This window comes from Xanthobacter dioxanivorans, from assembly GCF_016807805.1.
GTDB lineage: Bacteria > Pseudomonadota > Alphaproteobacteria > Rhizobiales > Xanthobacteraceae > Xanthobacter > Xanthobacter dioxanivorans.
On the sequence record NZ_CP063362.1, the window covers coordinates 1,451,217 to 1,474,448 of the forward strand.

The following is a 23,232-nucleotide window of genomic DNA, read 5'->3' on the forward strand; positions in this document are numbered from 1 at the left end:
GTCTCACCGCACAGCGCTCGTGATGTCGGCGGCGGTGCCGGTGCCGCCCTCCTGCCCGTCCGAGCCGCGCGAGACGATGTCGTAGGGCGCGCCCTGGCCGGGAGCGCGATAGACATAGGCCTTGCCCCACGGATCAAGGGGCAGGGTGCCGCCCTTCAGGTACGGCCCGTTCCAGGCGGCGACGCCGGGCGGGCGCTGGACCAGGGCGTTGAGGCCCTCCGACGAGGTCGGGTAGCGGCCGGCGTCGAGGTAGAACAGGTCGAGGGCGCTGGCGAAGCCCTGGATCTGGATCTTCGCCGTCTTCACCTTGGAATCGCCGAGATAGCCGAGCACCCGCGGCCCGACGAGGGCGACGATGAGGCCGATGATGGTGATGACCACCAGCAGCTCCACCAGGGTGTAGCCGGCCGTGCTGCGCCGGCGGCGGCGCTTGGACCCCGTTGGGAAACTCAGGAATGGCATTGCCGCAATCACTTTCGTCATGCCCGGCCTGGTGCCGGGTATCCACGCCGAACCACATGGGACACCGTGCGTAAACCCGTCCCGGCCGCCCCGCCTGGATGGCCGGGACACGCCCGGGCATGGCGGCGGTGACGTGCCGGAGCGGATGCGACCGCCGGAAAACGAGGTCTTCACGTTCGTTCATCCGATGCTTTGGCTGACCGACAGCAGGGCGGTCATGACCGAGACGATGAGCCCGCCCACCACGACGGAGATGGTGACGATGGCGGCCGGGCCGATGACCGCCACCACCTTGCCGAGGGCGCGCTGGAGCTTTTCCTCGTAGAAATCGGCGATGCGGCCGGAGAGCAGCGCGAGCTGCCCGGTCTCCTCGCCGAGGCGCAGCATGCGGATCGCCATGGGCGGCAGGGCATCGCCCTGCGCGAAGGCGTCCGACAGCCGCCCGCCGTGGCGCACCTTGTCGGAGGCCGTCGCCCAGGCGGAGGCGTCGTCGCCCGCCGCCATCACCTCGACGATGATGCGCAGCGCCGTCGTCAGCGTCACGCCGTTGCCGAGCAGGATCGAGAGGTTGCGGCAGAACACCGCCGAGCGGCGGAACTGGAGCACCGTGCGCACCAGCGGCAGGCGGGCCAGCGCCCCGAGGAGGCCGGCCCGCGTCGCCGGCCGGCGCAGCACCGCCCATCCCGCGAGCGGCAGCAGCGCCATGCCGGCCGCGACCGCGCCCGCATGGGCCTGCAGGATGTCCGACAGGTCGAGCAGCACCTCCACCGCCGGATCGAGCTTGGCCCCCATGTCGCGCAGCACGCTGGAGAATTGCGGCATCACGAACAGCAGGAAGAACACCAGCACGCCGCCGGCCGCGACCAGGACGAAGGCGGGATATTGCAGCGCCTCGAGCAGCTTGCGGCGCAGCTCCTCGGCCCGGGCGCGCTCCTGCGCGAGCAGTTCGAGCACCCGGTCCAGCGTGCCGGACGCTTCTCCCACCCGCACCAGGGCCACATAGACCGGGGGAAACAGCTTCGGCTGGGCGGCGACCGCCTCGGCGAAGCCGGCGCCGGAGAGCACCTCGGCCCGGATGCCCGCCGCCACGGCGCGCATGCGGCCGAGGTCGGCGTCGCCGCACAGGAGCTCGAGGGCCTCGTCCAGCCGCGCCCCCGCCTTGAGCAGCAAGGCGAGGTCGCGGGTGAACAAGGTCACGTCGGCCGCGCGCGGGGCGCCGAAGGACAAGCCGAAGCGGCCGGCCGATGCCGCCTCCCGTGCCGGTGCCGTCTCCACCGGCACGAGGCCGAGAAACTCGATGCGCTGGCGCACCTCCGCCTCGGTGGTGCCGGCGATCCGCCCGGTGACGAGCTGGCCGGCCTGGGTCAAGGCCCTGTAGGTGAAGTCGGCCATGGCTCTCAGCGCACCGTGGTGACGCGCAGCACCTCGGCGGCCGAGGTGATGCCCGCCCGGCACTTGGCGATGCCGTCATCGAGCATGGTGGTCATGCCTCCCGCGATGGCGGCCCGGTCGAGCACGCTGGCGCCGGCATGGCGGTCGATCATCTCGCGGAGCGTGTCCGACAGGGTGAGGATCTCGAACACCCCCACGCGGCCGCGATAGCCGGAGCCGCCGCAGCGCTCGCAGCCCGCCGGCTCATGGACGGTCTCCCCCGCCTCAAGCCCCAGCGCGGCATAGCGCGGGTCGTCTTCGATGTCGCGGGCCCGGAGCGTGTGCGGCCGCTTGCAGCGGTCGCAGAGCTGGCGCACCAGCCGCTGGGCGATCACCGCCCTTAGCGTCGACTTCAGCAGGAAGCCCTCCACCCCGAGGTCGAGCAGGCGCGGCACCGACGCGGCGGCGGTGTCGGTGTGGAGGGTGGTGAGCACCAGGTGGCCGGTCAGGGCGGCGTGCACGGCGATGTGCGCCGTCTCCGGATCGCGCACCTCGCCCACCATGATCACGTCCGGATCGTGCCGCAGGAAGGCGCGCAGCGCGGTGGCGAAGGTCAGGCCGATGGCCGGGCGCACCTGCGACTGGTAGATGCCGCGGATCTCGTACTCCACCGGGTCCTCGATGGTGAGGATCTTGCGCGAGGGATCGTTGAGGATCGACAGAAGGGTGGCCAGCGTCGTGGTCTTGCCCGAGCCGGTGGGGCCGGTGACGACGATCATGCCGTGCGGCAGGGCGAGCAGGCGGGCGAGGGTCTCGGCGTCGCCGGGCGACAGGCCCAGCCGGTCCACGGTCAGCAGGCCCCGGTCGCGCGGCAGCAGGCGGATGACGGCGGCCTCCCCGTGCTGGGTCGGCATGATGGCGACGCGCACGTCGATCTCGCCGCGCCCCAGCCCCAGCCGCGCCGCGCCGTCCTGGGGCAGGCGGCGCTCGGCGATGTCGAGGCCGGCGAGGATCTTGATGCGGGAGATCACCGCCTGCGGCAGCACGTCGGCCGGGGCCGCCACCGGGCGCAGCAGGCCGTCGATGCGCATGCGCACCTCCATGGAGCCGCGGAAGGGGCCCACATGGATGTCGCTGGCGCGCAGCTCCACCGCCTTTTCCAGCAGGTCGTTCACCGCGCGCACCACCGGGGCGCCGCTGGCGAGGTCGCGCAGGCTGTCGATGTCGTCGGCGGCGCGCGCATCGCCGGGCCCCGCGGCCGCCGCCGCCTGCGCCTCGTCCGCCCCCAGCCGCTCGGCGAGAACCGTGGCGATGTCCTCGAACGAGGCCACAGCCAGCGCCACCTTCTCCCCGAGCACGATCTCGGCGGCCTGCACCACCGATGCGTCGGTGGGATCGCCCACGGCGAGGCACGCCGCTCCCCCGGCCGCCCGGTGGGGCAGGGCCGCCACCTCGCGCAGGAAGCGCGGCGAGAAGGCGGAGACCAGCGGCGCCGCCGCCATCAGCTCCGCAAGGCCAACGCGCGGCAGGCAATAGAAGGCCGCAACCGCATCGGCAAAGTCGCCGGCGGTCAGCTCGCTCGCCTCCCAGACCCGCCGCAGCGCCCCGCCCGCCGCCGGCCCCGCGGCTTCGCCCGACGGCGCCGGGCCCGGACGCCCGTGCCCGCCACGCGCCAGATAGCTCATGAAGTCGCCGGCGCCCTCGGCCGTCATGCCCCGTGTCCCTACCACCGGAAAGGTGCCCAGAAAGATCCAGTCGCCGCGCGTGCGCCCCGCCGGATCCGCCGCGCCCGGCCGCCGGCGGCGAAACTCCGCCCGGCCAAGACCTTGCCCGGCCAAGACCTTGCCCGACCAAGACTCCGCCCCGCCGAGTCTCCGCCCGTCCGGGACTGCGCGCTGCAATGCGGACGAGGCGAGGCCCGCCCCGGCACCGCCGACGCACCGCGCGCATAATCGTGCCGCCTCATGAAGGTTTCGCGGCATCCAGATGACAATGGCGCTACAACGCCATTTCGCGCCAGCGTTGAGGAAGCACCGCCCGGCACCCGGCGACACCCCCCTAATATTTCTGTCATACGCCGCCGATACTAGACATTTACCGTCGGGAGTTCGGGGCCATCCACCTCGACTGGCAGCCGATTGATCGAGGCATCGGGGTGGAGTGTGCGCAAAGTTCGGCCCAACCGGTTCGGGTTCCGACCGGTCCGTATCCGCTTGGTCTGTGCGGCCCTCCTCGCCGGCGCGCTCGGCGCGTGCTCCTTCGTGCCGGAAGACACCCGCTCGCCCGGGGTCTTCGAGCAGGTGCGTTCGCTGGACCTGTCCCCGCGCCAGACCCGGCCCGTGCCCGCGACGCAGGAGATCCCCGACGATCGCCGGGCGGTCGAATATTACGCCACCAACGCCGGCCCGCCGGTCTCCGATCCTTCCGAAACCGGGGTGGCCGGCCGCGCCGGAACCGGCGCCGGGCCTGACGGCTACGACCTCAATTTCGACAACACGCCGGTGACCACGGTGGCCAAGGTGGTGCTCGGCGACATCCTCGGGGTGGGCTACGTGATCGACCCGCGCGTGCAGGGAACGGTCAGCCTCGCCTCGGCCCGGCCGGTGCCGAAGGCCGACCTGCTCTACGTGCTGGAAAGCGCGCTCCGGTCCAACGCCGTGGCCATGATCCGCGACGCCGCGGGCTATCGCCTCGTGCCCCTCTCCGAAGCCGCCGGCGGCACCACCGAGGTCGGCGCCGCGCGCGCCGAGCCTGGCTTCGGACTGTCGGTGGTCCCTCTGCGCTACGTCTCGGCCGAGGCCCTCATGCCACTTCTGGACAGCTTCGCCACCCGCGCCGGCGCGGTGCGCGCCGATCCCGGCCGCAACCTGCTGCTCATCCAGGGCACGGGCGCCGAGCGGCAGGCGGCCATCAACACCGCCCTGTCCTTCGACGCCGACTGGATGCGCGGCCAGTCGGTGGGCATCTATCCCGTGCGCAACGGCACCCCCGAGCCGCTCATCTCCGAGCTGGAGAGCCTGATGGATGCGGGCGAGAGCGGGCTGAGCCACAAGCTCGTCAAGTTCCAGGCCATCGGCCGGCTCAACTCCATCATGGTCGTGGCCCGCAAGCCCGAGCTGCTCAAGACGGCGGCCACCTGGATCACCCGCCTCGACCGCTCCGACACCACGGTCGGGGTGCGCGTCTATCGCCTGCGCTACGGCGAGGCGAAGCAGACGGCGAAAGTGCTCAACGACCTGTTCATGGGCGGCGGGTCGAGCGGCCTCGACCAGGCGGCGAGCCAGATCGCCCCCGGCTCCGGCGCGTCCCTCACCTCCGGCGGCGGGGCGGATGGCGATGGCACGGGCGGCGGCGGAACGAGCCCCTCGGTGCAACAGCGGCTCGGCATCACCCCGCCAGCGCAGGCGCCCGGCACCGCCGGGGCGAAATCCACCGGCACGGACGCGGAGGGGCCCCTTCGGGCACGGGACAAGGCACCGGATCAGGCGGCGGAACCGCCCTGCTCCCCGGCGTGAGGATCACCGCCGATACGGTGAACAACTCGCTGCTGATCTTCGCCAGCCAGGAACATTACCGCATCATCGAGCGCACGCTGATGCAGCTCGACCAGCCGCAGCTCCAGGTGGCCATCGAGGCCACCGTGGCCGAGGTGACGCTGAACGACACGCTGGCCTACGGCGTGCAGTTCTATCTCACCTCCAACAATCTCGGCCTCGGCAGCAACAACGGCTCGGTGCTGAACACCTTGTCCAGCACCGTCACCGACCAGGCCATCAACCGCGTGCTGCCCGGCTTCAACCTGCTCATCGGCCGCGAGAACCAGCCGAGGGCCATCCTCGACGCCCTGCACACGGTCACCGACGTGAAGGTGCTGTCCAACCCCTCGGTGGTCGTGGTGGACAACCAGAAGGCGACGCTGCAGGTGGGCGACGAGGTCCCGGTCTCCACCGGCAGCGCCACCGTGCTGACCTCGTCCAACACGGTGGTCAACACCATCGAGTACAAGAACACCGGCATCATCCTGCACGTGATGCCGCGGGTGAACGTGAACGGCCAGGTGCGCCTCGACATCGAGCAGGAGATCTCCAACGTCACCCAGACCCAGGCCACCGGCTCGTCGAGCTCCAGCAGCTCGACGCTCACCCCCACCGTGTCCCAGCGCAAGGTAAAGAGCACCATCGCCGTGGCCAGCGGCCAGACGGTGCTGCTGGCCGGCCTCATCAGCGAGCGCCGCGATGGCGTGCGCCAGGGCGTGCCCATCCTCGACCAGATCCCCGGCGTCGGCGACGCCTTCGCCCATACCACCGGCACGGTGAAGCGCACCGAGCTCATCATCTTCATCCGCCCGCAGATCATCCGCGACAACACCGACGCCCACACGGTGGCGGAGGAGCTGCGCGCCAAGCTGCGCGGCACCATCGGCACCCTGCCGGGCGGGCCGCAGCCGCCCTTGCTGAACCGATGAGCGCCGGAATGGACATTCCTCCCGGCCCCGGCCCGAAGCGGCGCGAGGGGCGCCGGCGGCTTCCGGCGCGCGCAACGGTGCTGACGGCGGTGCTGGCCGTGGCGCTGGCTCTCCCGGCGGCGCCGGCCGCGCAGGCCGGCTCGGCGGCCCGGGCCTTCGCGCTCTATGCCCGTGGCGACTATCGCGCCGCGGCGACGCTCCTGACCCCGCTGGCCTTCGCCGGCGAGGCCCGCGCCCAGGGGCTCCTCGGCTTCCTCTATGAATACGGCAAGGGCGTGCCGCAGAATTACGGGCTCGCCGCCCAATGGTACATGTGCGCGGCCGAGCAGGGCGAAGCAACGGCGCAGTACCTGCTCGGCCTCCTGTACGACAAGGGGCACGGCGTGCCGCGCGACGTGGTGCTGTCGCAGAAATGGCTGATCCTCGCCGCCGCCCGGGCCGACCGGCACGAGCGCGACGTCTTCACGCGCCTGCGCGACGCGGTGGCCACCAAGATGAGCCCGGCGCAGCGCGCCGTCGCCCAGGAGCTCGCCATCCGATGGGTCCCGGCGCCGCCCCTGCCGATGCCCTGAAGGCGTCCGCCGAGGCCGGGTTCAGCCGTGGCCGCGCTCGGTGCAGCCCCGCTCAGTGACCGCCGCCGCCTCCCCCGCCGCGCGCCGGGCGGCGCATGAGCGGGGTCGCCACCACCAGGGCCAGGAACAGGAAGGTGAGCAGGTAGAACACGTCGGCGAACGACATCACCAGCGCCTCGCGCCGCACCAGCAGCGACATCTGCTTCAGGCCGGCGGACGCCGCCTGCGAGCCGAGGCCGGAGAAGGCGGCGGTCATGGAATCGATCCGCTCCAGCGCCGCCGCGCTGCCCCACTGCACATGCTCGTGCAGCCGGGCGAGATGCAGGTCCCAGCGATTGTTGAGCACGGTGTTGATGACGGCGAGCCCCACCGCGCCGCCGAGGTTGCGCGTGAGGTTGAACAGGCCGGAGGCGTTCTTCAGGTGCGCCGGGGGCAGGGTGCCCAGCGACAGGTTGTTGATGGGGATCATCGCCATCATCAGCGAGACGCCGCGCAGGATCTGCGGAATGAACAGCTCCCAGAAGTCCCAGTCCTTGGTGATGTCGGTGACCCACCAGGTGCCGAGCCCGAAGCCGACGAAGCCCAGGCCGATCATCACCCGCGGGTCGAGCTTCGTCATCAGCCGCCCGGCGATGGGGGCGGTGAGGAACATGGCGATGCCGGTGACGAACATGGTCTCGCCGATCTGCAGCGCCGAATAGCCCCGCACCCGGCCGAGATAGATGGGATAGAGATAGGTCAGCCCGTAGAGCCCGATGCCCATGATGAAGCTGAAGGCCGAGCCGATGGCGAAGTTGCGGTTCTCGAAGGCGCGGATGTCCACCACCGGCTCCTTCGCCATCAGCACCCGGGCGAAGAAGGCGATGGCCGAAACGCCGCAGAGCACGGCGAAGGCGATGATGTACCGGTCCTCGAACCAGTCGTTGGTCGGGCCTTCCTCCAGCACGAACTCGAGGCTGCCGAGGAAGCCGGCCATGAACAAAAGGCCCCACCAGTCGAAGCGGTCGAGCAGGCCGAAGTCCGGCTCGTCGAAGTCGATCAGGGTCACGGCGGCGAGCACCACGAAGATGCCGGGGATGACGTTGATCAGGAACAGCCAGTGCCAGGAGAACAGGTCGGTGAGATAGCCCCCCACCGTGGGGCCGATGGTGGGGGCGAGCGTCGCCACGAGGCCGATCATCGGCGCGACGATGGGCTGCTTCTCCTTCGGGAACACCGCATAGGCGGAGGCGAACACGGTGGGGATCATGCCGCCGCCGAGGAAGCCCTGGAGCGCGCGGTAGGCGATCATCTGCTCGATGGAGGTGGCGGTGGCACACATGAAGCTCATGAGCGTGAACCCCGCCGCCGAGGCCGCGAACAGCCAGCGGGTAGACAGCGCCCGCGACAGGAAGCCCGAGAGCGGGATCATCACCACCTCGGCGATGAGGTAGCTGGTCTGCACCCAGGAGATCTCGTCGGACGAGGCGGCAAGGCCCGCCTGGATCTCGGCGAGGGAGGCGGAGACGATCTGGATGTCCAGGATCGCCATGAACATGCCGAACACCATGCACAGGAAGGCGAACATGCGCCGCCCCTCCACCCCCGGGGCGGCGGATGCATGGGTCGCGCTGGTCGACGTGATGCTGGCTGACATGGACACCCCTCCGACAAGGCCCGACGTTCAGGTGTCGGCCCGCATGTCGGCCCGCGTGTCGACCACGGCGGTCACCGACATGCCCGGCCGCAGCTCGCGGGCGGCGAGCGCCCCCCGATCGAGGACGATGCGCACCGGGATGCGCTGGACGATCTTGGTGAAGTTGCCGGTGGCGTTCTCCGGCGGCAAAAGGCTGAACACCGAGCCCGAGGCCGGGGACACGCTGAGCACGGTGCCTGCGAAGTCGTGGTCCGGATAGGCATCCACGAAGACGCGCACCTTCTGGCCCGGATGCAGGCGGCCGAGCTGGGTCTCCTTGAAGTTGGCATCCACATAGACGCCTTCCAGCGGCACGATGGCCGCAAGGCGCGTGCCCGGCTGGACCAGCTGGCCGACCTGGACCGCGCGGTTGCCCACCACCCCGTCGATGGGCGCGCGCACGATGGTGAAGTCGAGGTCGCGCCGGGCCTGGTCGCGGGCGGTGCGGTACTCGTCGAGCACGTGCGCCGCCTCGATCCGCTGGGCCTTCAGCACCGCGATGGCCGCTTTGGCGGAGGCGACCTGCGCCTTCCCGGCCTCCACGCTCGCCTGCGTCTTGTCGCGGTCGGCGCGGGCGTTGTCGAGGGTGGCGCGGCTGGCATAATTGGAGCTGGCGAGCTTGTCCTGGCGCTCGAACTCGAGGCCCGCCCGCAGCAGATCCGCCCTGGAGGCGGAAAGCTGCGCCTCCGCCTGGTCTACCGCTGCCTCGGCGGCTTTCTCCTGCTCGTCGAAGCGGGAGAGAGCGGCTTCCTGGGTGGCGATCTTGTTCTCGGCGCCGCGCAGGGCCAGCACATAGTCCCCGTCGTCGATGCGCGCGATGACGTCGCCCGCCTTCACCCACTGGTTCGCGGCCACCTCCACGCTGCGCACATAGCCGCCCACCTTGGCGGCGAGCACCGAGGTATCGGCGCTCACATAGGCGTCGTCGGTGGAGATGTTGAACCGGCCGAAGCGCCACCAGTCGAGGCCGTACCAGCCGCCGCCGGCGAGCAGCAGCACCGCGATGGCGCCGAGCACCAGCGACCGCCGTGAGCGCTTCTTCTCCGGCGCTGCGGGCGCGGCCGGCGGGGCCTCCGGGGGCATGCCCTCGACGTGCCGGCTCTTGAGAACGGTGATGGGCGCGGGCGCGGAATCCGCCTTCTGCGGCTCCTTCGGTCCCGCAGGAATCTGCTCTGCCTGTGCCACGGCACCCTCCACATGTGCACCGCTTGAAACTGAACGGTTCAGTTCTATGCTGGGCGACCATAGATTGAACTGAACGGTTTAGTCAAATTCTTTGACAGCGGGGGCTGAGGTCCCTATGCAAAGGGATCAGGACGGTAGACATGAGCCATTCCAGCATGAGCAGCGCGGCACCGGATTCCGGACCGGTGGCGGACGCGCCGGAGATGCGCGAGCCCGAGGCCAGGAAACGCCGCGAGATCATCGACGGCGCGCGCCGCGTGTTCTTCGACAAGGGCTTCGACGGCGCCAGCATGGACGAGATCGCCCGCGCCAGCAGCGTCTCGAAGGCAACCATCTACGTCTATTTCGACAGCAAGGAAGGCTTGTTCCAGGCGCTGGTGGAAACCGACCGCCGGAAGTCCGCCGAGCGCCTGTTCGAGTTCGACGACAACGACCCCGATACCGAGGCCCTGCTGCGCCGCATCGGCGTCTCCTTCATGACCATGATGGTGCAGCCGGACCATATCCGGCTGGTTCGCATGGTGATCGGCGCCGCCGAGAAATTCCCCGCCGTGGGCCGCACTTTCTTCGAGACCGGCCCCTGCCACGGCGGGCGGCGCCTTGCCGCGCTGTTCGCCCGGCAGACGCAGCTCGGCCACCTCGCCGTGGAGGATTGCGAGGCCGCCGCCTTCCAGTTCTTCAACCTGTGCCAGGGCAACCTCGCCAAGGGGCTGCTGTTCGGCCTCGACGAGCAGCCGACGCCGGAGCAGATCCAGGCCACCGTCTTTGGCGCGATCCGCGTGTTCCTCGCCGCCTACGGGGTGAAGCGGGACTGACGCCGCGCGAAGGGCCTCAGAACGGGAGCCCGCCGAACCACGCCCCGAAGAAGCCGGCGTAAAGCTCCGGCGCCTCGAGATTCATGGAATGGCCGATGCCCGGCACCGCGATGAAGCGGCAGTCCGGCATCCGCTCCGCCATCTCCTTCAGGTCGCGCTCCGCGATCACGCCGTCCAGCATGCCCCAGACCACCAGATGGGGATGGATGATGCTGCCCATCTGCGCCGCCAGCGCCCCGCTCCTCGCCTCCTTCGTCAGCGTGTCCGGCGTGCCGAACCAGATGCCGTCGGAGACCGCGAACACCTGGTCGATGATGCGCTCGAACAGCGGCCCGCGGGCGCCCGCGTCGGGCCGGAAACGGGCCGGCCCCTCGACGAGGCTTTCCGGCACGAACAGGCTCGGGGCGGTATAGGCCATGATCTGCCGGGTCAGGTCCCGGCTCTTCTTCATCTCGCCGAAGAAGGCCGTCTTCTCCGGCGGGAAATCGATGCCCTGCGGCCCCACCGGCGACAGGGAGAAGACCCGGCCGAACCGGCCCGGCTGCTTCAGGATCATCCGGGTGGAGATGATGCCGCCCGTGGAATGGGTGGCGAGATGGCAGAAATCCACCCCCAGCACGTCCAGCGCCGCCAGCATGTCGTCCGCATGCCGGGCGATGGAATAATTGGAGAAATCGGGCAGCGGGTCCGGCTTGTCGCTGTCCCCGCACCCGCGCCAGTCGATGGCGATGGTGCGCACGCCGCGCGGGAAGTGCGGCGCGGCGAGCTCGATCCACTCCTTGCTGGCGAGGTTGCCGTGGATGAAGAGGACGACGGTGTCGCCCTCCCCCCATTCGCGAAAGGCGAGCTCCAGCTCGCCGACCCGCAGCTTCCGCATGGCCGCTCCTACTTGTTGAGGCCGGTGGGCGCGGCGGCGGTGGCCGCCGGCGCCGGCCCCTCGGCCGGCGCGCCGTGGATCAGCCTGTCGACGCTCGCCGGCGCGCCGGTGGCGACCCGCCCCGTCTCCACGAAATCCACCACGTCCTGCGCGAACGCCACCGGCTCGTCGGTGTGGATGAAATGGGCGGTGCCGGGATAGATCTTGAGCTGCACGTCCCGTCCGGCCGCATTCATACGCCGCATGAACGGCAGGATGAGCTGGCGGGAGAGGTCGTTCAAACCGTTGAAGGCCGTTCCGGGGATGAACGGCTCCTTGTCGCCGAAGGCGAGGAAGATCGGGATCTTGATGTCGGTGAGCCTTTTGTAGAGGCTCTGCGGATCCTTCTCCTGCAATTCAGAGACCATGGCGTAGATGTCGAAGATGAAGACGTCCACCCATTGCTGGAACTCGCGCGGATCCCCCTTGATCATGCCGATGCGCTGGGCGGTGTGGAGGCGGGCATACTCGCTGTCGCGCACGAAGTAGCCCGAGCGCTGGGGCGTGACCGCGCCGGTCACCGGATCGCGACGGCGGAAATGGAAGAAGTCGTCCACCTGCTGGGCGGTGAGGCTCTTCTCCCGCTCACGCAGGCCGGTCTGGTCCCAGGTGGCCTTCCACTTGTCGAAGTCATGGGCGAAGGCCGGATCGAACAGGTCCAGCTTCTTGCCCGGCGCCACCGTGACCTCGCGCGGATATTCCTCCAGGCCGGCGGGGGCTTCGAGGATCAGCCTGGTCACCGCCTCGGGCCAGGTGAGGGCATAGCCGAGCACGATCTGCCCACCCATGGAATGGCCGAGATAGGCGGCTTTTTGCACCTTGAGCTGGTTGACCACCACCTCGTGCACCACCTCACGCATCTCCTGCATGGTGCGGGCGGGGCTCTTGTCGAGATTGCCGGGGCCGGACATGCCGTAATGCGGCAGGTCCACCGCGATCACCCGCAGGCCCCGCTCCAGCGCGATGCGCATGATGTTGCCGTAGTGCCCGCCGAACGCGCCCTTGCCATGGATGATCACCAGCACGTCGGGGTCCTTCGCCGTGCCGGCATATTCGTCCATGTAGCCGATGTCCCAGGCGATGCCACGGGAGTCCTTCGCCGTCGTCTTCTTCACCGGGAAGGGATAGGTGACGAAGCTGTTCCAGAACGACTTGTCCGGCGTGATGTCGGCGGCGACGGACGGCGTGCGGTAGCTCTTCGCCGTCAGTTCCTGGTTCCGGGTGAGCCGCGAGACGTCGCCGAGGAAGGCGGCGACGGTGGGATCGAACTCCCGGTTCTTCAGGATGGAGAAGACGCCGTAATGGGCGACGGGGCTCGTCTCATGGACGAAGTCCGCGCCCGGCACCCGCTCCACCGTCCGCTTGGCGCGGTCGAAGGTGAGCCACTGGTCGTTCTCGATGTGCATGACCAGCGTGCGCGCCCTGATGCGCTTCAGCTCGTCATTGATGTTGTACTGCTCGCCGGCGCGGTTGCGCCACAGGAGGTCCACCGCATCGAACAACAGCGCGCGCTTGTTGACCGACGCGCCCGCCTGCGGGGTGGGCGGGTTCCAGTAGAAGATGTCGGGCTGGACCTTGGCCCAGTCCTGCTGCGAGCGGAAATCGAAGTCGAAACCGGTGAGCAGCAGCACCGACCAGCCGAAGGCCACCCCCTGATTGGGGTGCTTGTCCTTGGGCAGGGCGTAGTAATTGCCCCCGGTCGCCCGCCACTGGGGATCGGATTCGATGGCGGCCGACATGAGCTGGAACGTCCAGTTGCCCACCGGGTCGCCGCCATCCGACTGGCTGGTGCCGCCCACGGGCATGAGGCCGTTCATGAAATCGGGATGCATGACGCCCCAGACATAGGTCTGCGTCGCACCCATGGACGCGCCGGTGACGAGGGCGAGCCGGGCGACCTTCAGGTGGTCCCGCAGCATGCGGTAATTGGCCTGCACCATGTCCTGGTAGCTATATTGCGGGAACTTCTGCCCGAGCCCGTCCGAGGGCTTGCTGGTGCCCCACAGGCCGAGGGCGTCGAGGATCACCACATAATATTGGTTGGTGTCGATGGCCTTGCCCGGGCCGATCACCGCACCGCCGGAGAGCGGGGTGCCCTCCACCCACTGGGCGTACATGTCGGTGGCGTCACCGGAATAGAAGGCGTTGACGATCACCGCATTGGTGATTTCCCCGGCCGCGTTCCGCACTGGGGTGCCGAGCGCGATGTAGGCGGTCTTCAGCGGGCCGGCGCCCAGCGATTCGAGCGTGGTTCCGCCCTCCCCGCCTTGGGCCCACTTGTCGGGCGCGGACAGCTCATAGGTGCCGCCGATGCGGAAATTGGGCACCTCATAGAAGCGCTTCAGCTGGCACAGGCGTTCCTGCGAGCAGGCGCCGGTGATCTTCAGCGGCTGCATCGGAACGGGGGCCGGGGGCAGGGTCTGGGCTTGCGCGGCGGAGAGAGGGAGCAGCAAGGCAAGCCCGAGCACGAAGGCACGCATCATTCTTGTTTCCTCCCGGCGGGTTGGTTCGCCGCCGGTGAGAACAGCACGCGGATGCCACGGACGGAAGGGGGATGCGGCCCCGGCTCGATCCCCGTGGGCGCGGGCGATCCGCAAGCCCACGCCCGCCGATACCGCGTCGGCGCTGGCCGCGGCCCCGGCTGAAAAGCGCGGCATCCCCCCGCGGGCCCGGCACATGCCGATGCGGACATGGCGGTGCGGACATGGCGGCGCCTTAACCGCTTCGCAACGCGGTGTCCGCCAAGGTGCCGGCCATGGCGCGCGGCTCCTATTGGCTCCTCATCGCTCCGCTGCTGCTTGCGGGGCTCCTTTCCGGCTGTCGTTTCGGCTTCGAAACGCGGGACCCCTGGCGTGCCGAGGAGGAGGAGAAGTGCCTTTCGGCCAAGGGCGTGGTGCCCTCGCCGTTCGTGGAACCGCTTCCCGCCATCGACGGGCCGGGCATGTGCGGCATGGAGCATCCGTTCCGGGTCAGCGCCCTGGCCCAGGGCAACGTGGTGGTGGAGCCGGCGGCCAAGCTCGCCTGTCCGGTGATCTATGAAACCGAGCGCTGGATGCAGGAGGTGGTGCAGCCGGCGGCCATGGCCTGGCTCGGCGAGCCCATCGTCGCCATCAGCCAGATGTCGTCCTATTCCTGCCGCGGCATGAACGGCAATCCGAACGCCAAGATCTCCGAGCACGCCTTCGGCAACGCCCTCGACGTGGGCGCCTTCCGCACCGCGGACGGCCGCTGGATCACCGTCAAGACCGGCTGGAAGGGCCCGCCCAACGATCGCGGCTTCCTGCTGCAGGTGCAGGCGGGCGCCTGCGAGCGCTTCACCACCGTGCTGGCGCCCGGCTCCAACGTGTTCCACTACGACCACATCCACGTGGACCTGATGCGGCACGAGAAGGGCCGCACCATCTGCAAGCCCGCGCCCCGGCCCATGCCCGCGCCGTTCGCCCCGCCCATGGTGGAGAAGGCCCCGCCCATGGCGGTGTCCCTGCCCGAGCCGGCGCCGGAGCCGGCCGCGGCGCCGCCCCCGCAGGCGCCCCCGTCCTTCCTGTCCACCCTCTTCGCCCCGCGGCCGGCGCCGGCCCAGGCCCAGCCGACCCAGGCCCAGCCGCCCCTGCCGGAAGCCGAGCCGCCGTCGTCCGCCGCCCTGCCAAGGCCGGCGGCGCCCATCATCGCCTCGCCGGCGCCGCCTCCGCCGCCGTCGAGCCGCGCGCCGGCCCCGACCCCAGCCGGCCACCAGCCGCCGCCGCAGGGCCTTCCGCCCGGCTGGCAGGTGGGCCCCCAGGGCGTGCCCATGTCCTATGGGCCGGCCGGAAACATCGAGACCGGTTCGGTGAAGCGCAAATACTACTCGGCGCCCATGCCGCAGCCGTCCACCATCCCCCTGCCATCCGCCAAGCCCGGTGAGGACTGACGGCGCCCCCCGCCGGCGCTTCGCCGGGCTCGACGGCTGCCGCGGCGGCTGGATCCTGGCGCAATGGGACGGCGCCGGGCAGTTGCATCTCGCGCGCCTCCCCTCGGTCGCCGGCCTGTTCGAGGGCCCGGATGCGCCGGACATCGCCGCCATCGACATGCCCATCGGGCTGCCGGACCGGGTCGGCCCCCGCGGGCGGGCCCCCGAACGGCTGGTGCGGCCACTGCTCGGGCTCCGGCAATCCTCGGTCTTTTCCGTGCCGGCGCGGGCCGCGGTGATGGCGGGCCTCGGCGACGGACCCGAGCCGCAGCGCTACCGCGCCGCCTGCGCCGCCGCCCGCGCCACGTCCGATCCGCCGCGGGCGGTGGCCAAGCAGTGCTTCCACCTCTTCCCCAAGATCGGCGAGGTCGACGCCCTCCTGCGCCGCCGGCCGGATTTGTCCGGACGGCTGCTGGAATGTCACCCCGAGGTCGCCTTCTGGGCGATGAATGGCCAGCAGCCGCTCGACCTGCCGAAGAAGGTGAAGAACCGCCCCTTCCCGCCCGGCCTCGACCTGCGCCGCCGGCTGCTGGGCGCATGGGGCGTGCCGCTGGATCTGCTTGACGAGCAGAACGCCCGTGCGCTCGGCGCAGGGCTGGACGACCTGATCGATGCCTGCGCCTGCGTCGTGACGGCGAAAAGAGTGGCTTGCGGCAAGGCCTTGTGCTTTCCCGACCCGGCGGAACGCGATGCCTTCGGCCTGCCGATCGCCATCGTCGCCTGATCAGGTTTTTCTCTTAAGTCGAATTTCAGCCCGACACGCCCTCTGGCTATGCGCGGGGGATGTGCCCAAGAAACGGACGGCCCATCATGCCTCACGCGCGTATTCGACTGTCTTCCCTGTGCGACAAGATCGTCTCCGCGGAAGAAGCGGCCGGGCACATCCAGAACGGCATGATCGTCGGCATGAGCGGCTTTACCCGCGCCGGCGAGGCGAAGGCGGTGCCGCTCGCCCTCGCCGCCCGGGCCAAGAAGGCGCACGAGGCCGGCGAAGAGCTGAAGATCACCCTGATCACCGGCGCCTCGCTGGGCAACGACCTCGACAAGCAGATGGCCGAGGCGCACCTCCTGTCGCGCCGCATCCCGTTCCAGTCCGACCCCGCCTTGCGCAAGGCCATCAATGCGGGGGAGGTCATGTTCGTGGACCAGCACCTCAGCGAGACGGTGGAGCACCTGCGCACCAACCAGCTCGGACCGGTGGACGTGGCGGTCATCGAGGCGGTGGGCATCACCGCCCAGGGCGGCATCATCCCCACCACTTCGGTGGGCAATTCGGCCACCTTCGCCATCCTCGCCAAAAAGGTGATCGTCGAGATCAACCTCACCCAGCCGGCGGAGCTGGAGGGGCTGCACGACATCTACATCCCCACCCGCCGGCCGTTCCGCGAGCCCATTCCGGTGGTGGCGCCGGAGAGCCGGGCGGGGCTGCCCTTCATCCCGATCCCGCCGGAGAAGATCACCGCCATCGTGGTGACGGAGAAGCTGGATTCCGCCTCCACCGTCCTGCCGCCGGACGCGGAGACGGCGGCCATCGCCTCCCACCTCATGGAGTTCCTGAAGCACGAGGTGAAGATCGGCCGGCTGACCAACCGCCTCCAGCCGCTCCAGGCCGGCATCGGCACCATCGCCAACGCGGTCATGCACGGCTTCATCGACAGCCCGTTCGGCGATCTCACCATGTATTCGGAGGTGCTGCAGGATTCCACCTTCGACCTGTTCGACGCCGGCAAGCTCAATTTCGCCTCCGGCTCGTCCATCACCCTGTCACAGGCGAAATACCACGACGTGATGCCGCGCATCGGCGACTACAAATCCAGGCTGATCCTGCGGCCGCAGGAGATCTCCAACCATCCCGAGATCATCCGCCGGCTCGGCATCATCGGCATCAACACGGCGCTGGAATTCGACATCTACGGCAACGTCAATTCAACCCATGTGGGCGGCACCCACATGATGAACGGCATCGGCGGCTCGGGCGACTTCGCGCGCAATGCGTACCTGTCGGTCTTCGTCACCAAGTCCATCGCCAAGGGGGGCGCCATCTCCTCGGTGGTGCCCATGGTGAGCCATGTGGACCATACCGAGCATGACGTGGACATCCTGGTGACCGAGGTGGGCCTCGCCGACCTGCGCGAGCTCGCCCCCCGTGAGCGGGCGCGGGTGATCATCGCCAACTGCGTCCACCCGCTCTACCGCGATGCGCTGGAGGATTATTTCGATCGGGCGAGCGCGCGCGGCGGCCACACGCCGCATCTCATCGAGGAGGCGCTCTCCTGGCATGTCCGTGCGCGGGAGACCGGCTCGATGCGGGCCGAGGCGGAACTGAAGAGCGCCTGAACGCGGCTGTCACCGAGCGGATGCGCCGGCAGGCTCACGCCGCCGCGGCGGCCCCGGTGGCGGCCGCGATCTCGCGCTTCATGGCGGCGATGGTCGCGGCATAGTCCCTGGCACCGAAAATGGCGCTGCCGGCGACGAACGTGTCCGCCCCCGCCGCCGCGATGGCGCCGATATTGTCCACCTTCACCCCCCCGTCCACCTCCAGGCGGATGTCGCGGCCAGAGGCCTCGATGCGGGTGCGGATGGCCTTGAGCTTGTCGAGGGCGCCGGGAATGAAGGCCTGCCCGCCGAAACCGGGGTTCACCGACATGACCAGCACCAGGTCCAGGTGCTCCAGCGTGTAGTCGAGCACCGAGAGCGGCGTCGCCGGGTTGAGCACCAGGCCCGCCTTCACCCCCTTGGAGCGGATGAGCTGGAGCGAGCGGTCCACGTGCTCGCTCGCCTCCGGATGGAAGGAGATGAGATCGGCGCCGGCGCCCGAGAAGGCCTCGATCATCCCGTCCACCGGCTTCACCATCAGGTGCACGTCCACGAAGGCCTGGGTGACCTTGCGCAGGGACTGGAGCACCAGCGGGCCGATGGTGAGGTTGGGGACGTAATGGTTGTCCATCACGTCGAAATGGATCCACTCGGCCCCGCCCGAAAGCACCGCCTCCACCTCGGCGCCGAGCCGGGTGAAATCGGCCGACAGGATCGACGGGGCGATGATGGGATGGGCGCGGGCCATGGGGATCTCCTCAACGTCTGGATGGGACGGGGCGGTGTCTTGCCCCGGCCGACTGGAGCGTCAGCGGAAGGAGAGCCGGGGCCCAGCGCAAGCGTGCGCCGCAGGCGGCTCCCTTCATGACCGTCGCAGAAAGAGCCTGCTGCGCAGGACCTTTCCCTGGCCCCCGGATCGGCGCTCCAGCAGCGCTGTCGCTGGTCCGGGGAAGAAGGCGGCCGAGCCGCCTCGCGCACTTCTATACGTCACGGCGCCGCGTTGGCACCAGCGGACGTCCTCAATGCACCACCTGCTTGAGCTCCCCGCTCGCATAGCGCTTCGCCATGTCGTCCAGCTCGATGGGGCGGATCTTCTCGGCCTTGCCGGCGGAGCCGAAGGCCTCGAAGCGATTGATGCACACTTTCTTGGCCTCTTCCATGGCGGCGGTGAGGAACTTGCGCGGGTCGAACTCCGACCGGTTCTTCGCCCCCACCCGGCGGAAGGCGGCGGTCATGGCGAGGCGGATGTCGGTATCGATGTTCACCTTGCGCACGCCATAGCGGATGCCTTCCTGGATCTCCTCCACCGGCACGCCGTAGGTCTCCTTGATGTCGCCCCCATAGGTGCGGATCTCCTCCAGCAGCTCCTGCGGCACCGAGGAGGAGCCGTGCATCACCAGGTGGGTGGTGGGGATGCGCTGGTGGATGGCCTTGATGCGGTCGATGGCGAGGATGTCGCCGGTGGGCTTGCGGGTGAACTTGTAGGCGCCGTGCGAGGTGCCGATGGCGATGGCCAGCGCGTCGCACTGGGTCGCCTTCACGAACTCAGCCGCCTCGTCCGGATCGGTGAGCAGCTTGTCGTGGTCGAGGGCCCCTTCGGCGCCGTGGCCGTCCTCGGCCTCCCCCTTGCCGGTCTCCAGCGAGCCGAGGCAGCCGAGCTCGCCTTCCACCGAGACGCCCACCGCGTGCGCCAGCTCCACCACCCTGGCGGTGACGGCGGTGTTGTAATCATAGTCGGCCGGCGTCTTGCCGTCCTCCTTCAGGGAGCCGTCCATCATCACCGAGGAAAAGCCGGACTTGATGGCGCCCATGCACACGGCGGGCGAGGCGCCGTGGTCCTGGTGCATCACCACCGGGATTTCCGGATAGGCCTCCACCGCCGCGGCGATGAGGTGGCGCAGGAACGGCTCGCCGGCATATTTGCGCGCGCCGGCCGACCCCTGGAGGATCACCGGCGAGGACGTGGCGCGGGCCGCGTCCATGATCGCCTTCACCTGCTCCATGTTGTTCACGTTGAAGGCCGGCAGGCCGTAGGAAAGCTCCGCCGCGTGGTCGAGCAGCTGGCGCATGGAAACGAGGGCCATCGTCCTCTCCTTGTGGGTCAAATCCTGATGTCTGTGTTCCCCGGCCCGGCGACGGCGGAGCCGGAGCGCCGGGCCGGGGCCCAGCGCAAAGCGTCTGCGCTGCAGTCATGACCGGCGGCGGAAACCGCGGATGCCGCCTTCGGCGTACCTTTGCGCTGGATCCCGGCTCTCCTTCCACGTCGCTTGCGCTCCGTTTCAGTCGGCCGGGATGCAAACCTTCACCCCACCGCCCGGCGCACCGCCTCCGCCACCTTCTCGGCGGTGAAGCCGAACAGGGGCCACAGGTCCTTCTCGGGAGCGGATTCGCCGAAACGGTCGATGCCGATGACGGTGATGCCGTCGCCCCGCGTGCCGCACAGGCCGCGCCAGCCGCGGGTCACGCCGGCCTCCACCGCCACCACCGGGACGCCCTTCGGGAACAGCGCCGCCCGCTCGGTCTCGGTCAGCGCCTCGAACCGCTCGCGGCAAGGCATGGAGACGATGCGGGTGGGAATGCCGGCGAGGTCCAGCGCCTCGGCGGCGGCCACCGCCAGCTTCACCTCGGACCCCGTGGCGACGAGCACCGCGCGCGCCATCCCCTCGCTCTCCCGCAGCACGTAGGCCCCGTCTTCTGTGGCCTCCACCTGCGCCGGCGTGCGCGGCCAGCAGGGCAGGTTCTGACGGGAGAGGATGAGCGCGCTCGGCCCGTCGGCGCGGGTCAGCGCGGCGTGCCAGGCGGTCAGCGTCTCCACCGTGTCGCACGGCCGCCAGACATGGAGGTTCGGGATCAGGCGCAGGCTCTCCACATGCTCCACCGGCTGGTGGGTGGGGCCGTCCTCGCCGAGGCCGATGGAATCGTGGGTGAGGATGTAGATGACGCGCTGGCCCATCAGCGCGCTCATGCGCATGGCGTTGCGGGCATAGTCCGAGAACACCAGGAAGGTGGCGACGAAGGGGACGAACCCGCCGTGCAAGGCGATGCCGTTGGCGATCGCCGACATGCCGAACTCGCGCACGCCATAGAAAATCTGGTTGCCCGCCGGATCGCGCGTGATCGGCACGGCGCCGGGGAAGGTGGTGAGGTTGGAATGGGCGAGGTCCGCCGAGCCGCCGAGAAACTCGGGGACGGCGGGGGCCAGCGCCGCGAGAGCCTGCTGGCTGGCCTTGCGGGTGGCGACCGTCTCCGCCTTTTCCAGCGTGGCCTTCAGCGCCGCCTTGTAGGTATCGGCGAAGGCGGGGGAAAGATCACCGGCGAGGCGGCGGCGGAACTCGGCCGCCTCCTTCGGATAGGCGCGCGCATAGGCGGCCATGCGGGCCTCCCACGCGTCCTGGCGCGCCGCGCCGGCCTTGCGCGCGTCCCATTGCGCCTGGATCTCGGCCGGCACTTCGAACGGCGCGTGGTCCCAGCCCATGGCGGCGCGGGTGCGGGCGATCTCGTCGGCGCCGAGCGGTGCACCGTGGGTGTCCTGGTGGCCCTGCTTGGTGGGCGCGCCGCGGCCGATGACGGTCTTGCAGCAGATCAGCGAGGGCTTGCCCGTCTGGGCCAGCGCCGCCTCGGTGGCGGCGCGCAGCGCGGCGGGGTCGTGGCCGTCCACGTCGCGCACCACGTGCCAGCCATAGGCCTCGAAGCGGGCCGGCGTGTCGTCCGGGAACCACTCCTCCACCCTGCCGTCGATGGAGATGCCGTTGTCGTCGTAGAAGGCCACCAGCTTGCCGAGGCCGAGGCGGCCAGCCAGCGAGCAGGCCTCGTGGCTCACCCCCTCCATCAGGCAGCCGTCGCCGAGGAAGACGAAGGTGCGGTGATCGACGATTGCCAGCCCCGGCCGGTTGAACTGGGCGGCCAGCGTCTTCTCCGCGATGGCCATGCCCACCGCATTGGCGAGGCCCTGGCCCAGCGGGCCGGTGGTGGTCTCCACGCCCGGGGTCATCCCGTATTCGGGATGGCCGGGGGTGCGCGAATGCAGCTGGCGGAAGCGCTTCAGCTCGGCCACCGGCAGGTCGTAGCCGGTGAGGTGCAGCAGCGCGTAGACCAGCATGGAGCCGTGCCCGTTGGAGAGCACGAAGCGGTCGCGGTCGGGCCAGGCGGGATCGGCCGGATTGTGCCGCAGCACCTCGCGCCACAGCACCGCGGCGATTTCCGCCATGCCCATGGGCGCGCCCGGATGGCCGGATCTGGCCTGCTCGACGCCATCCATGGCGAGGGCCCGGAGCGCCGCCGTCACCGGCCAGGCGAGCGAACCCGGCGACCGGTCGAAAGCGGGGGCGGCGTCGACGGGACTGGCGGCGGCGGTCATCGCGTGCGCGGTCATGGCACTTCTCCCTTCTCGGCAGAGTTTCCGCCCGGTCGGGGCGGCTCTCGCCATCGGTTCATTCCCGGTCGTCCTGCCCGCCCCGGGGCCCCCGCAGGCACAGGCGGGGGGAGGGCGGCAGCCACGCGTCCGAAGGGCCCGGGCTGAGGCGCCCAAGGACGTGCCGCCCTCCCCCCTTGCCCCTCCCCCGGCGCGGGGGAGGGAACCTCTTGTGCCCGCCGCAACGGGAGACCTCGTGCCTCAGCCGGCGCGGCGCTTCCTGTCCATCAGCTTCATGATGAGCGGCGTCAGCAGGAGCTGCATGGCGAGGTCCTGCTTGTTGCCCGGGATGACGATGGAATTCGCCCGCGACATGAAGCTGTTGTGGATCATCGACAGCAGGTAGGGAAAATCGATGCCGTGCGGGTCGCGGAAGCGGATCACCACCATCGACTCGTCCGGCGTCGGGATCCAGCGGGCGGCGAACGGGTTGGAGGTGTCCACCGTCGGCACGCGCTGGAAGTTGATGTCGGTCTCGGTGAATTGCGGGCAGATGTAGCGCACGTAATCGGGCATGCGCCGCAGGATCGTGTCGGTCACGTCTTCCGTGGAATAGCCGCGGGTGGACTTGTCGCGATGGATCTTCTGGATCCATTCGAGGTTGATCACCGGCACCACGCCGATCTTCAGGTCGGCATAGCGGGCGAGGTTGAGGTCGTCCGCCACCACCGCGCCGTGCAGGCCCTCGTAGAAGAGCAGGTCGGTGCCGCCTTCCACGTCTTCCCAGCCGGTGAAGCGGCCGGGCTCGGTGCCGTAGCACTTGGCCTCGTCGGCATCATGGACATAGTGGCGGAAGCGGCCGGAACCGGTCGAGCCATAGTCCTTGAACAGGCTTTCCAGCTCGCCCAGGAGGTTGGTGTCCGGCGAGAAATGGCTGAAATGGCGGTTGCCCTTGGCGCCCTCGGCGGCCATCAGCTCGCGCATCTCGTAGCGGTCGTAGCGGTGGAAGGCGTCGCCCTCCACATAGGCGGCCTTCACCCCCTCGCGGCGGAAGATCTGGTCGAAGGTGCGCTTCACGGACGTGGTCCCGGCCCCCGACGACCCGGTGACGACGATGATGGGATGCTTGATGGACATAGGCGTTGGCCTTCGGTCGGG

General features: G+C 69.7%; 18 protein-coding genes. 7 read left to right on the forward strand and 11 right to left on the reverse strand.

Annotated features, from left to right (window positions below; all coding sequences use genetic code 11):
- Positions 1-3: 3 nt before the first annotated feature.
- From gspG to EZH22_RS06960, 3 genes are all read right to left on the reverse strand, one after another.
- Positions 4-462 (reverse strand): type II secretion system major pseudopilin GspG, encoded by a 459-nt coding sequence (gene gspG / locus EZH22_RS06950; protein ID WP_203192917.1) that lies wholly within the window; start codon positions 460-462, stop codon positions 4-6.
- A 180-nt stretch (positions 463-642) separates the two neighbouring features.
- Complete coding sequence (locus EZH22_RS06955) at positions 643-1,854, reverse strand: type II secretion system F family protein (protein WP_203192918.1); 1,212 nt, start codon at positions 1,852-1,854, stop codon at positions 643-645.
- A 5-nt stretch (positions 1,855-1,859) separates the two neighbouring features.
- Positions 1,860-3,518, reverse strand: coding sequence for a GspE/PulE family protein (locus EZH22_RS06960; protein WP_203196427.1), 1,659 nt, complete (start codon positions 3,516-3,518; stop codon positions 1,860-1,862).
- Between the two features lie 528 nt (positions 3,519-4,046).
- Between EZH22_RS06960 and EZH22_RS32555 the strand changes: the two genes are divergently transcribed.
- The 3 genes from EZH22_RS32555 to EZH22_RS06970 are packed head-to-tail and all read left to right on the forward strand — an operon-like array spanning position 4,047 to position 6,870.
- Positions 4,047-5,348 (forward strand): secretin N-terminal domain-containing protein, encoded by a 1,302-nt coding sequence (locus EZH22_RS32555; protein WP_333473696.1) that lies wholly within the window; start codon positions 4,047-4,049, stop codon positions 5,346-5,348.
- Entirely contained in the window at positions 5,345-6,298 is a 954-nt protein-coding gene (locus EZH22_RS32560; RefSeq protein ID WP_333473697.1) for a type II secretion system protein GspD, read from the forward strand. The genes EZH22_RS32555 and EZH22_RS32560 overlap by 4 nt, the downstream gene beginning before the upstream one ends.
- Before the next feature lie 8 nt (positions 6,299-6,306).
- Complete coding sequence (locus EZH22_RS06970) at positions 6,307-6,870, forward strand: tetratricopeptide repeat protein (protein ID WP_203194981.1); 564 nt, start codon at positions 6,307-6,309, stop codon at positions 6,868-6,870.
- 52 nt (positions 6,871-6,922) lie between these two features.
- On the opposite strand, the gene EZH22_RS06975 is transcribed toward EZH22_RS06970, so the two are convergent.
- Together EZH22_RS06975 and EZH22_RS06980 are read right to left on the reverse strand one after the other, a co-directional pair.
- Positions 6,923-8,506 (reverse strand): DHA2 family efflux MFS transporter permease subunit, encoded by a 1,584-nt coding sequence (locus tag EZH22_RS06975; protein WP_203194982.1) that lies wholly within the window; start codon positions 8,504-8,506, stop codon positions 6,923-6,925.
- 27 nt (positions 8,507-8,533) lie between these two features.
- Positions 8,534-9,730 (reverse strand): HlyD family secretion protein, encoded by a 1,197-nt coding sequence (locus EZH22_RS06980; protein ID WP_231711353.1) that lies wholly within the window; start codon positions 9,728-9,730, stop codon positions 8,534-8,536.
- Between the two features lie 140 nt (positions 9,731-9,870).
- Between EZH22_RS06980 and EZH22_RS06985 the strand changes: the two genes are divergently transcribed.
- Positions 9,871-10,545 (forward strand): TetR/AcrR family transcriptional regulator, encoded by a 675-nt coding sequence (locus tag EZH22_RS06985; RefSeq protein ID WP_203194983.1) that lies wholly within the window; start codon positions 9,871-9,873, stop codon positions 10,543-10,545.
- 16 nt (positions 10,546-10,561) lie between these two features.
- Here EZH22_RS06985 and EZH22_RS06990 read toward each other — a convergent pair whose 3' ends face one another.
- Positions 10,562-11,422, reverse strand: coding sequence for an alpha/beta fold hydrolase (locus EZH22_RS06990; protein ID WP_203194984.1), 861 nt, complete (start codon positions 11,420-11,422; stop codon positions 10,562-10,564).
- Positions 11,423-11,430: 8 nt separating this feature from the next.
- Positions 11,431-13,944, reverse strand: a complete 2,514-nt coding sequence (locus EZH22_RS06995) for an alpha/beta hydrolase (protein WP_408647678.1) — start codon at positions 13,942-13,944, stop codon at positions 11,431-11,433.
- A gap of 272 nt (positions 13,945-14,216) precedes the next feature.
- On the opposite strand from EZH22_RS06995, the gene EZH22_RS31645 reads away from it, so the two are divergent.
- The 3 genes from EZH22_RS31645 to EZH22_RS07010 all read left to right on the forward strand — a co-directional run bounded on the left by EZH22_RS31645 (position 14,217) and on the right by EZH22_RS07010 (position 17,744).
- On the forward strand, positions 14,217-15,368 hold the full coding sequence (locus EZH22_RS31645; RefSeq protein WP_231711354.1) for an extensin-like domain-containing protein: 1,152 nt from the start codon (positions 14,217-14,219) through the stop codon (positions 15,366-15,368).
- Positions 15,358-16,131 (forward strand): DUF429 domain-containing protein, encoded by a 774-nt coding sequence (locus tag EZH22_RS07005; protein ID WP_203194985.1) that lies wholly within the window; start codon positions 15,358-15,360, stop codon positions 16,129-16,131. Before EZH22_RS31645 ends, EZH22_RS07005 begins: the two co-directional genes overlap by 11 nt.
- 86 nt (positions 16,132-16,217) lie before the next feature.
- A complete protein-coding gene (locus tag EZH22_RS07010) occupies positions 16,218-17,744 on the forward strand; it encodes an acetyl-CoA hydrolase/transferase family protein (protein ID WP_203194986.1) in 1,527 nt (508 codons plus the stop codon).
- A 34-nt stretch (positions 17,745-17,778) separates the two neighbouring features.
- Here EZH22_RS07010 and rpe read toward each other — a convergent pair whose 3' ends face one another.
- The 4 genes from rpe to EZH22_RS07030 all read right to left on the reverse strand — a co-directional run bounded on the left by rpe (position 17,779) and on the right by EZH22_RS07030 (position 23,211).
- Positions 17,779-18,471: a ribulose-phosphate 3-epimerase gene (gene rpe, locus EZH22_RS07015; RefSeq protein ID WP_203194987.1), complete on the reverse strand. Its 693-nt coding sequence runs from the start codon at positions 18,469-18,471 to the stop codon at positions 17,779-17,781.
- Positions 18,472-18,742: 271 nt separating this feature from the next.
- Positions 18,743-19,807: a class II fructose-bisphosphate aldolase gene (fba, locus tag EZH22_RS07020; protein WP_203194988.1), complete on the reverse strand. Its 1,065-nt coding sequence runs from the start codon at positions 19,805-19,807 to the stop codon at positions 18,743-18,745.
- A gap of 218 nt (positions 19,808-20,025) precedes the next feature.
- Complete coding sequence (gene tkt / locus EZH22_RS07025) at positions 20,026-22,095, reverse strand: transketolase (protein ID WP_203194989.1); 2,070 nt, start codon at positions 22,093-22,095, stop codon at positions 20,026-20,028.
- 240 nt (positions 22,096-22,335) lie between these two features.
- The gene (locus EZH22_RS07030; RefSeq protein WP_203194990.1) at positions 22,336-23,211 is read right to left on the reverse strand and encodes a phosphoribulokinase; all 876 of its coding nucleotides are present in this window, start codon (positions 23,209-23,211) and stop codon (positions 22,336-22,338) included.
- Positions 23,212-23,232 lie beyond the last annotated feature (21 nt).

Coding starts and splice junctions, on each gene's coding strand:
- tkt (WP_203194989.1), bottom strand. CDS start 22,095: ATGACCGCGCACGCGATGACCGCCGCCGCCAGTCCCGTCGACGCCGCC.
- EZH22_RS06990 (WP_203194984.1), bottom strand. CDS start 11,422: ATGCGGAAGCTGCGGGTCGGCGAGCTGGAGCTCGCCTTTCGCGAATGG.
- EZH22_RS06960 (WP_203196427.1), bottom strand. CDS start 3,518: ATGAGCTATCTGGCGCGTGGCGGGCACGGGCGTCCGGGCCCGGCGCCG.
- fba (WP_203194988.1), bottom strand. CDS start 19,807: ATGGCCCTCGTTTCCATGCGCCAGCTGCTCGACCACGCGGCGGAGCTT.
- EZH22_RS07030 (WP_203194990.1), bottom strand. CDS start 23,211: ATGTCCATCAAGCATCCCATCATCGTCGTCACCGGGTCGTCGGGGGCC.
- EZH22_RS06955 (WP_203192918.1), bottom strand. CDS start 1,854: ATGGCCGACTTCACCTACAGGGCCTTGACCCAGGCCGGCCAGCTCGTC.
- EZH22_RS06970 (WP_203194981.1), top strand. CDS start 6,307: ATGGACATTCCTCCCGGCCCCGGCCCGAAGCGGCGCGAGGGGCGCCGG.
- EZH22_RS06975 (WP_203194982.1), bottom strand. CDS start 8,506: ATGTCAGCCAGCATCACGTCGACCAGCGCGACCCATGCATCCGCCGCC.
- EZH22_RS31645 (WP_231711354.1), top strand. CDS start 14,217: ATGGCGCGCGGCTCCTATTGGCTCCTCATCGCTCCGCTGCTGCTTGCG.
- EZH22_RS06985 (WP_203194983.1), top strand. CDS start 9,871: ATGAGCCATTCCAGCATGAGCAGCGCGGCACCGGATTCCGGACCGGTG.
- gspG (WP_203192917.1), bottom strand. CDS start 462: ATGCCATTCCTGAGTTTCCCAACGGGGTCCAAGCGCCGCCGCCGGCGC.
- EZH22_RS07010 (WP_203194986.1), top strand. CDS start 16,218: ATGCCTCACGCGCGTATTCGACTGTCTTCCCTGTGCGACAAGATCGTC.
- rpe (WP_203194987.1), bottom strand. CDS start 18,471: ATGGCCCGCGCCCATCCCATCATCGCCCCGTCGATCCTGTCGGCCGAT.
- EZH22_RS06995 (WP_408647678.1), bottom strand. CDS start 13,944: ATGATGCGTGCCTTCGTGCTCGGGCTTGCCTTGCTGCTCCCTCTCTCC.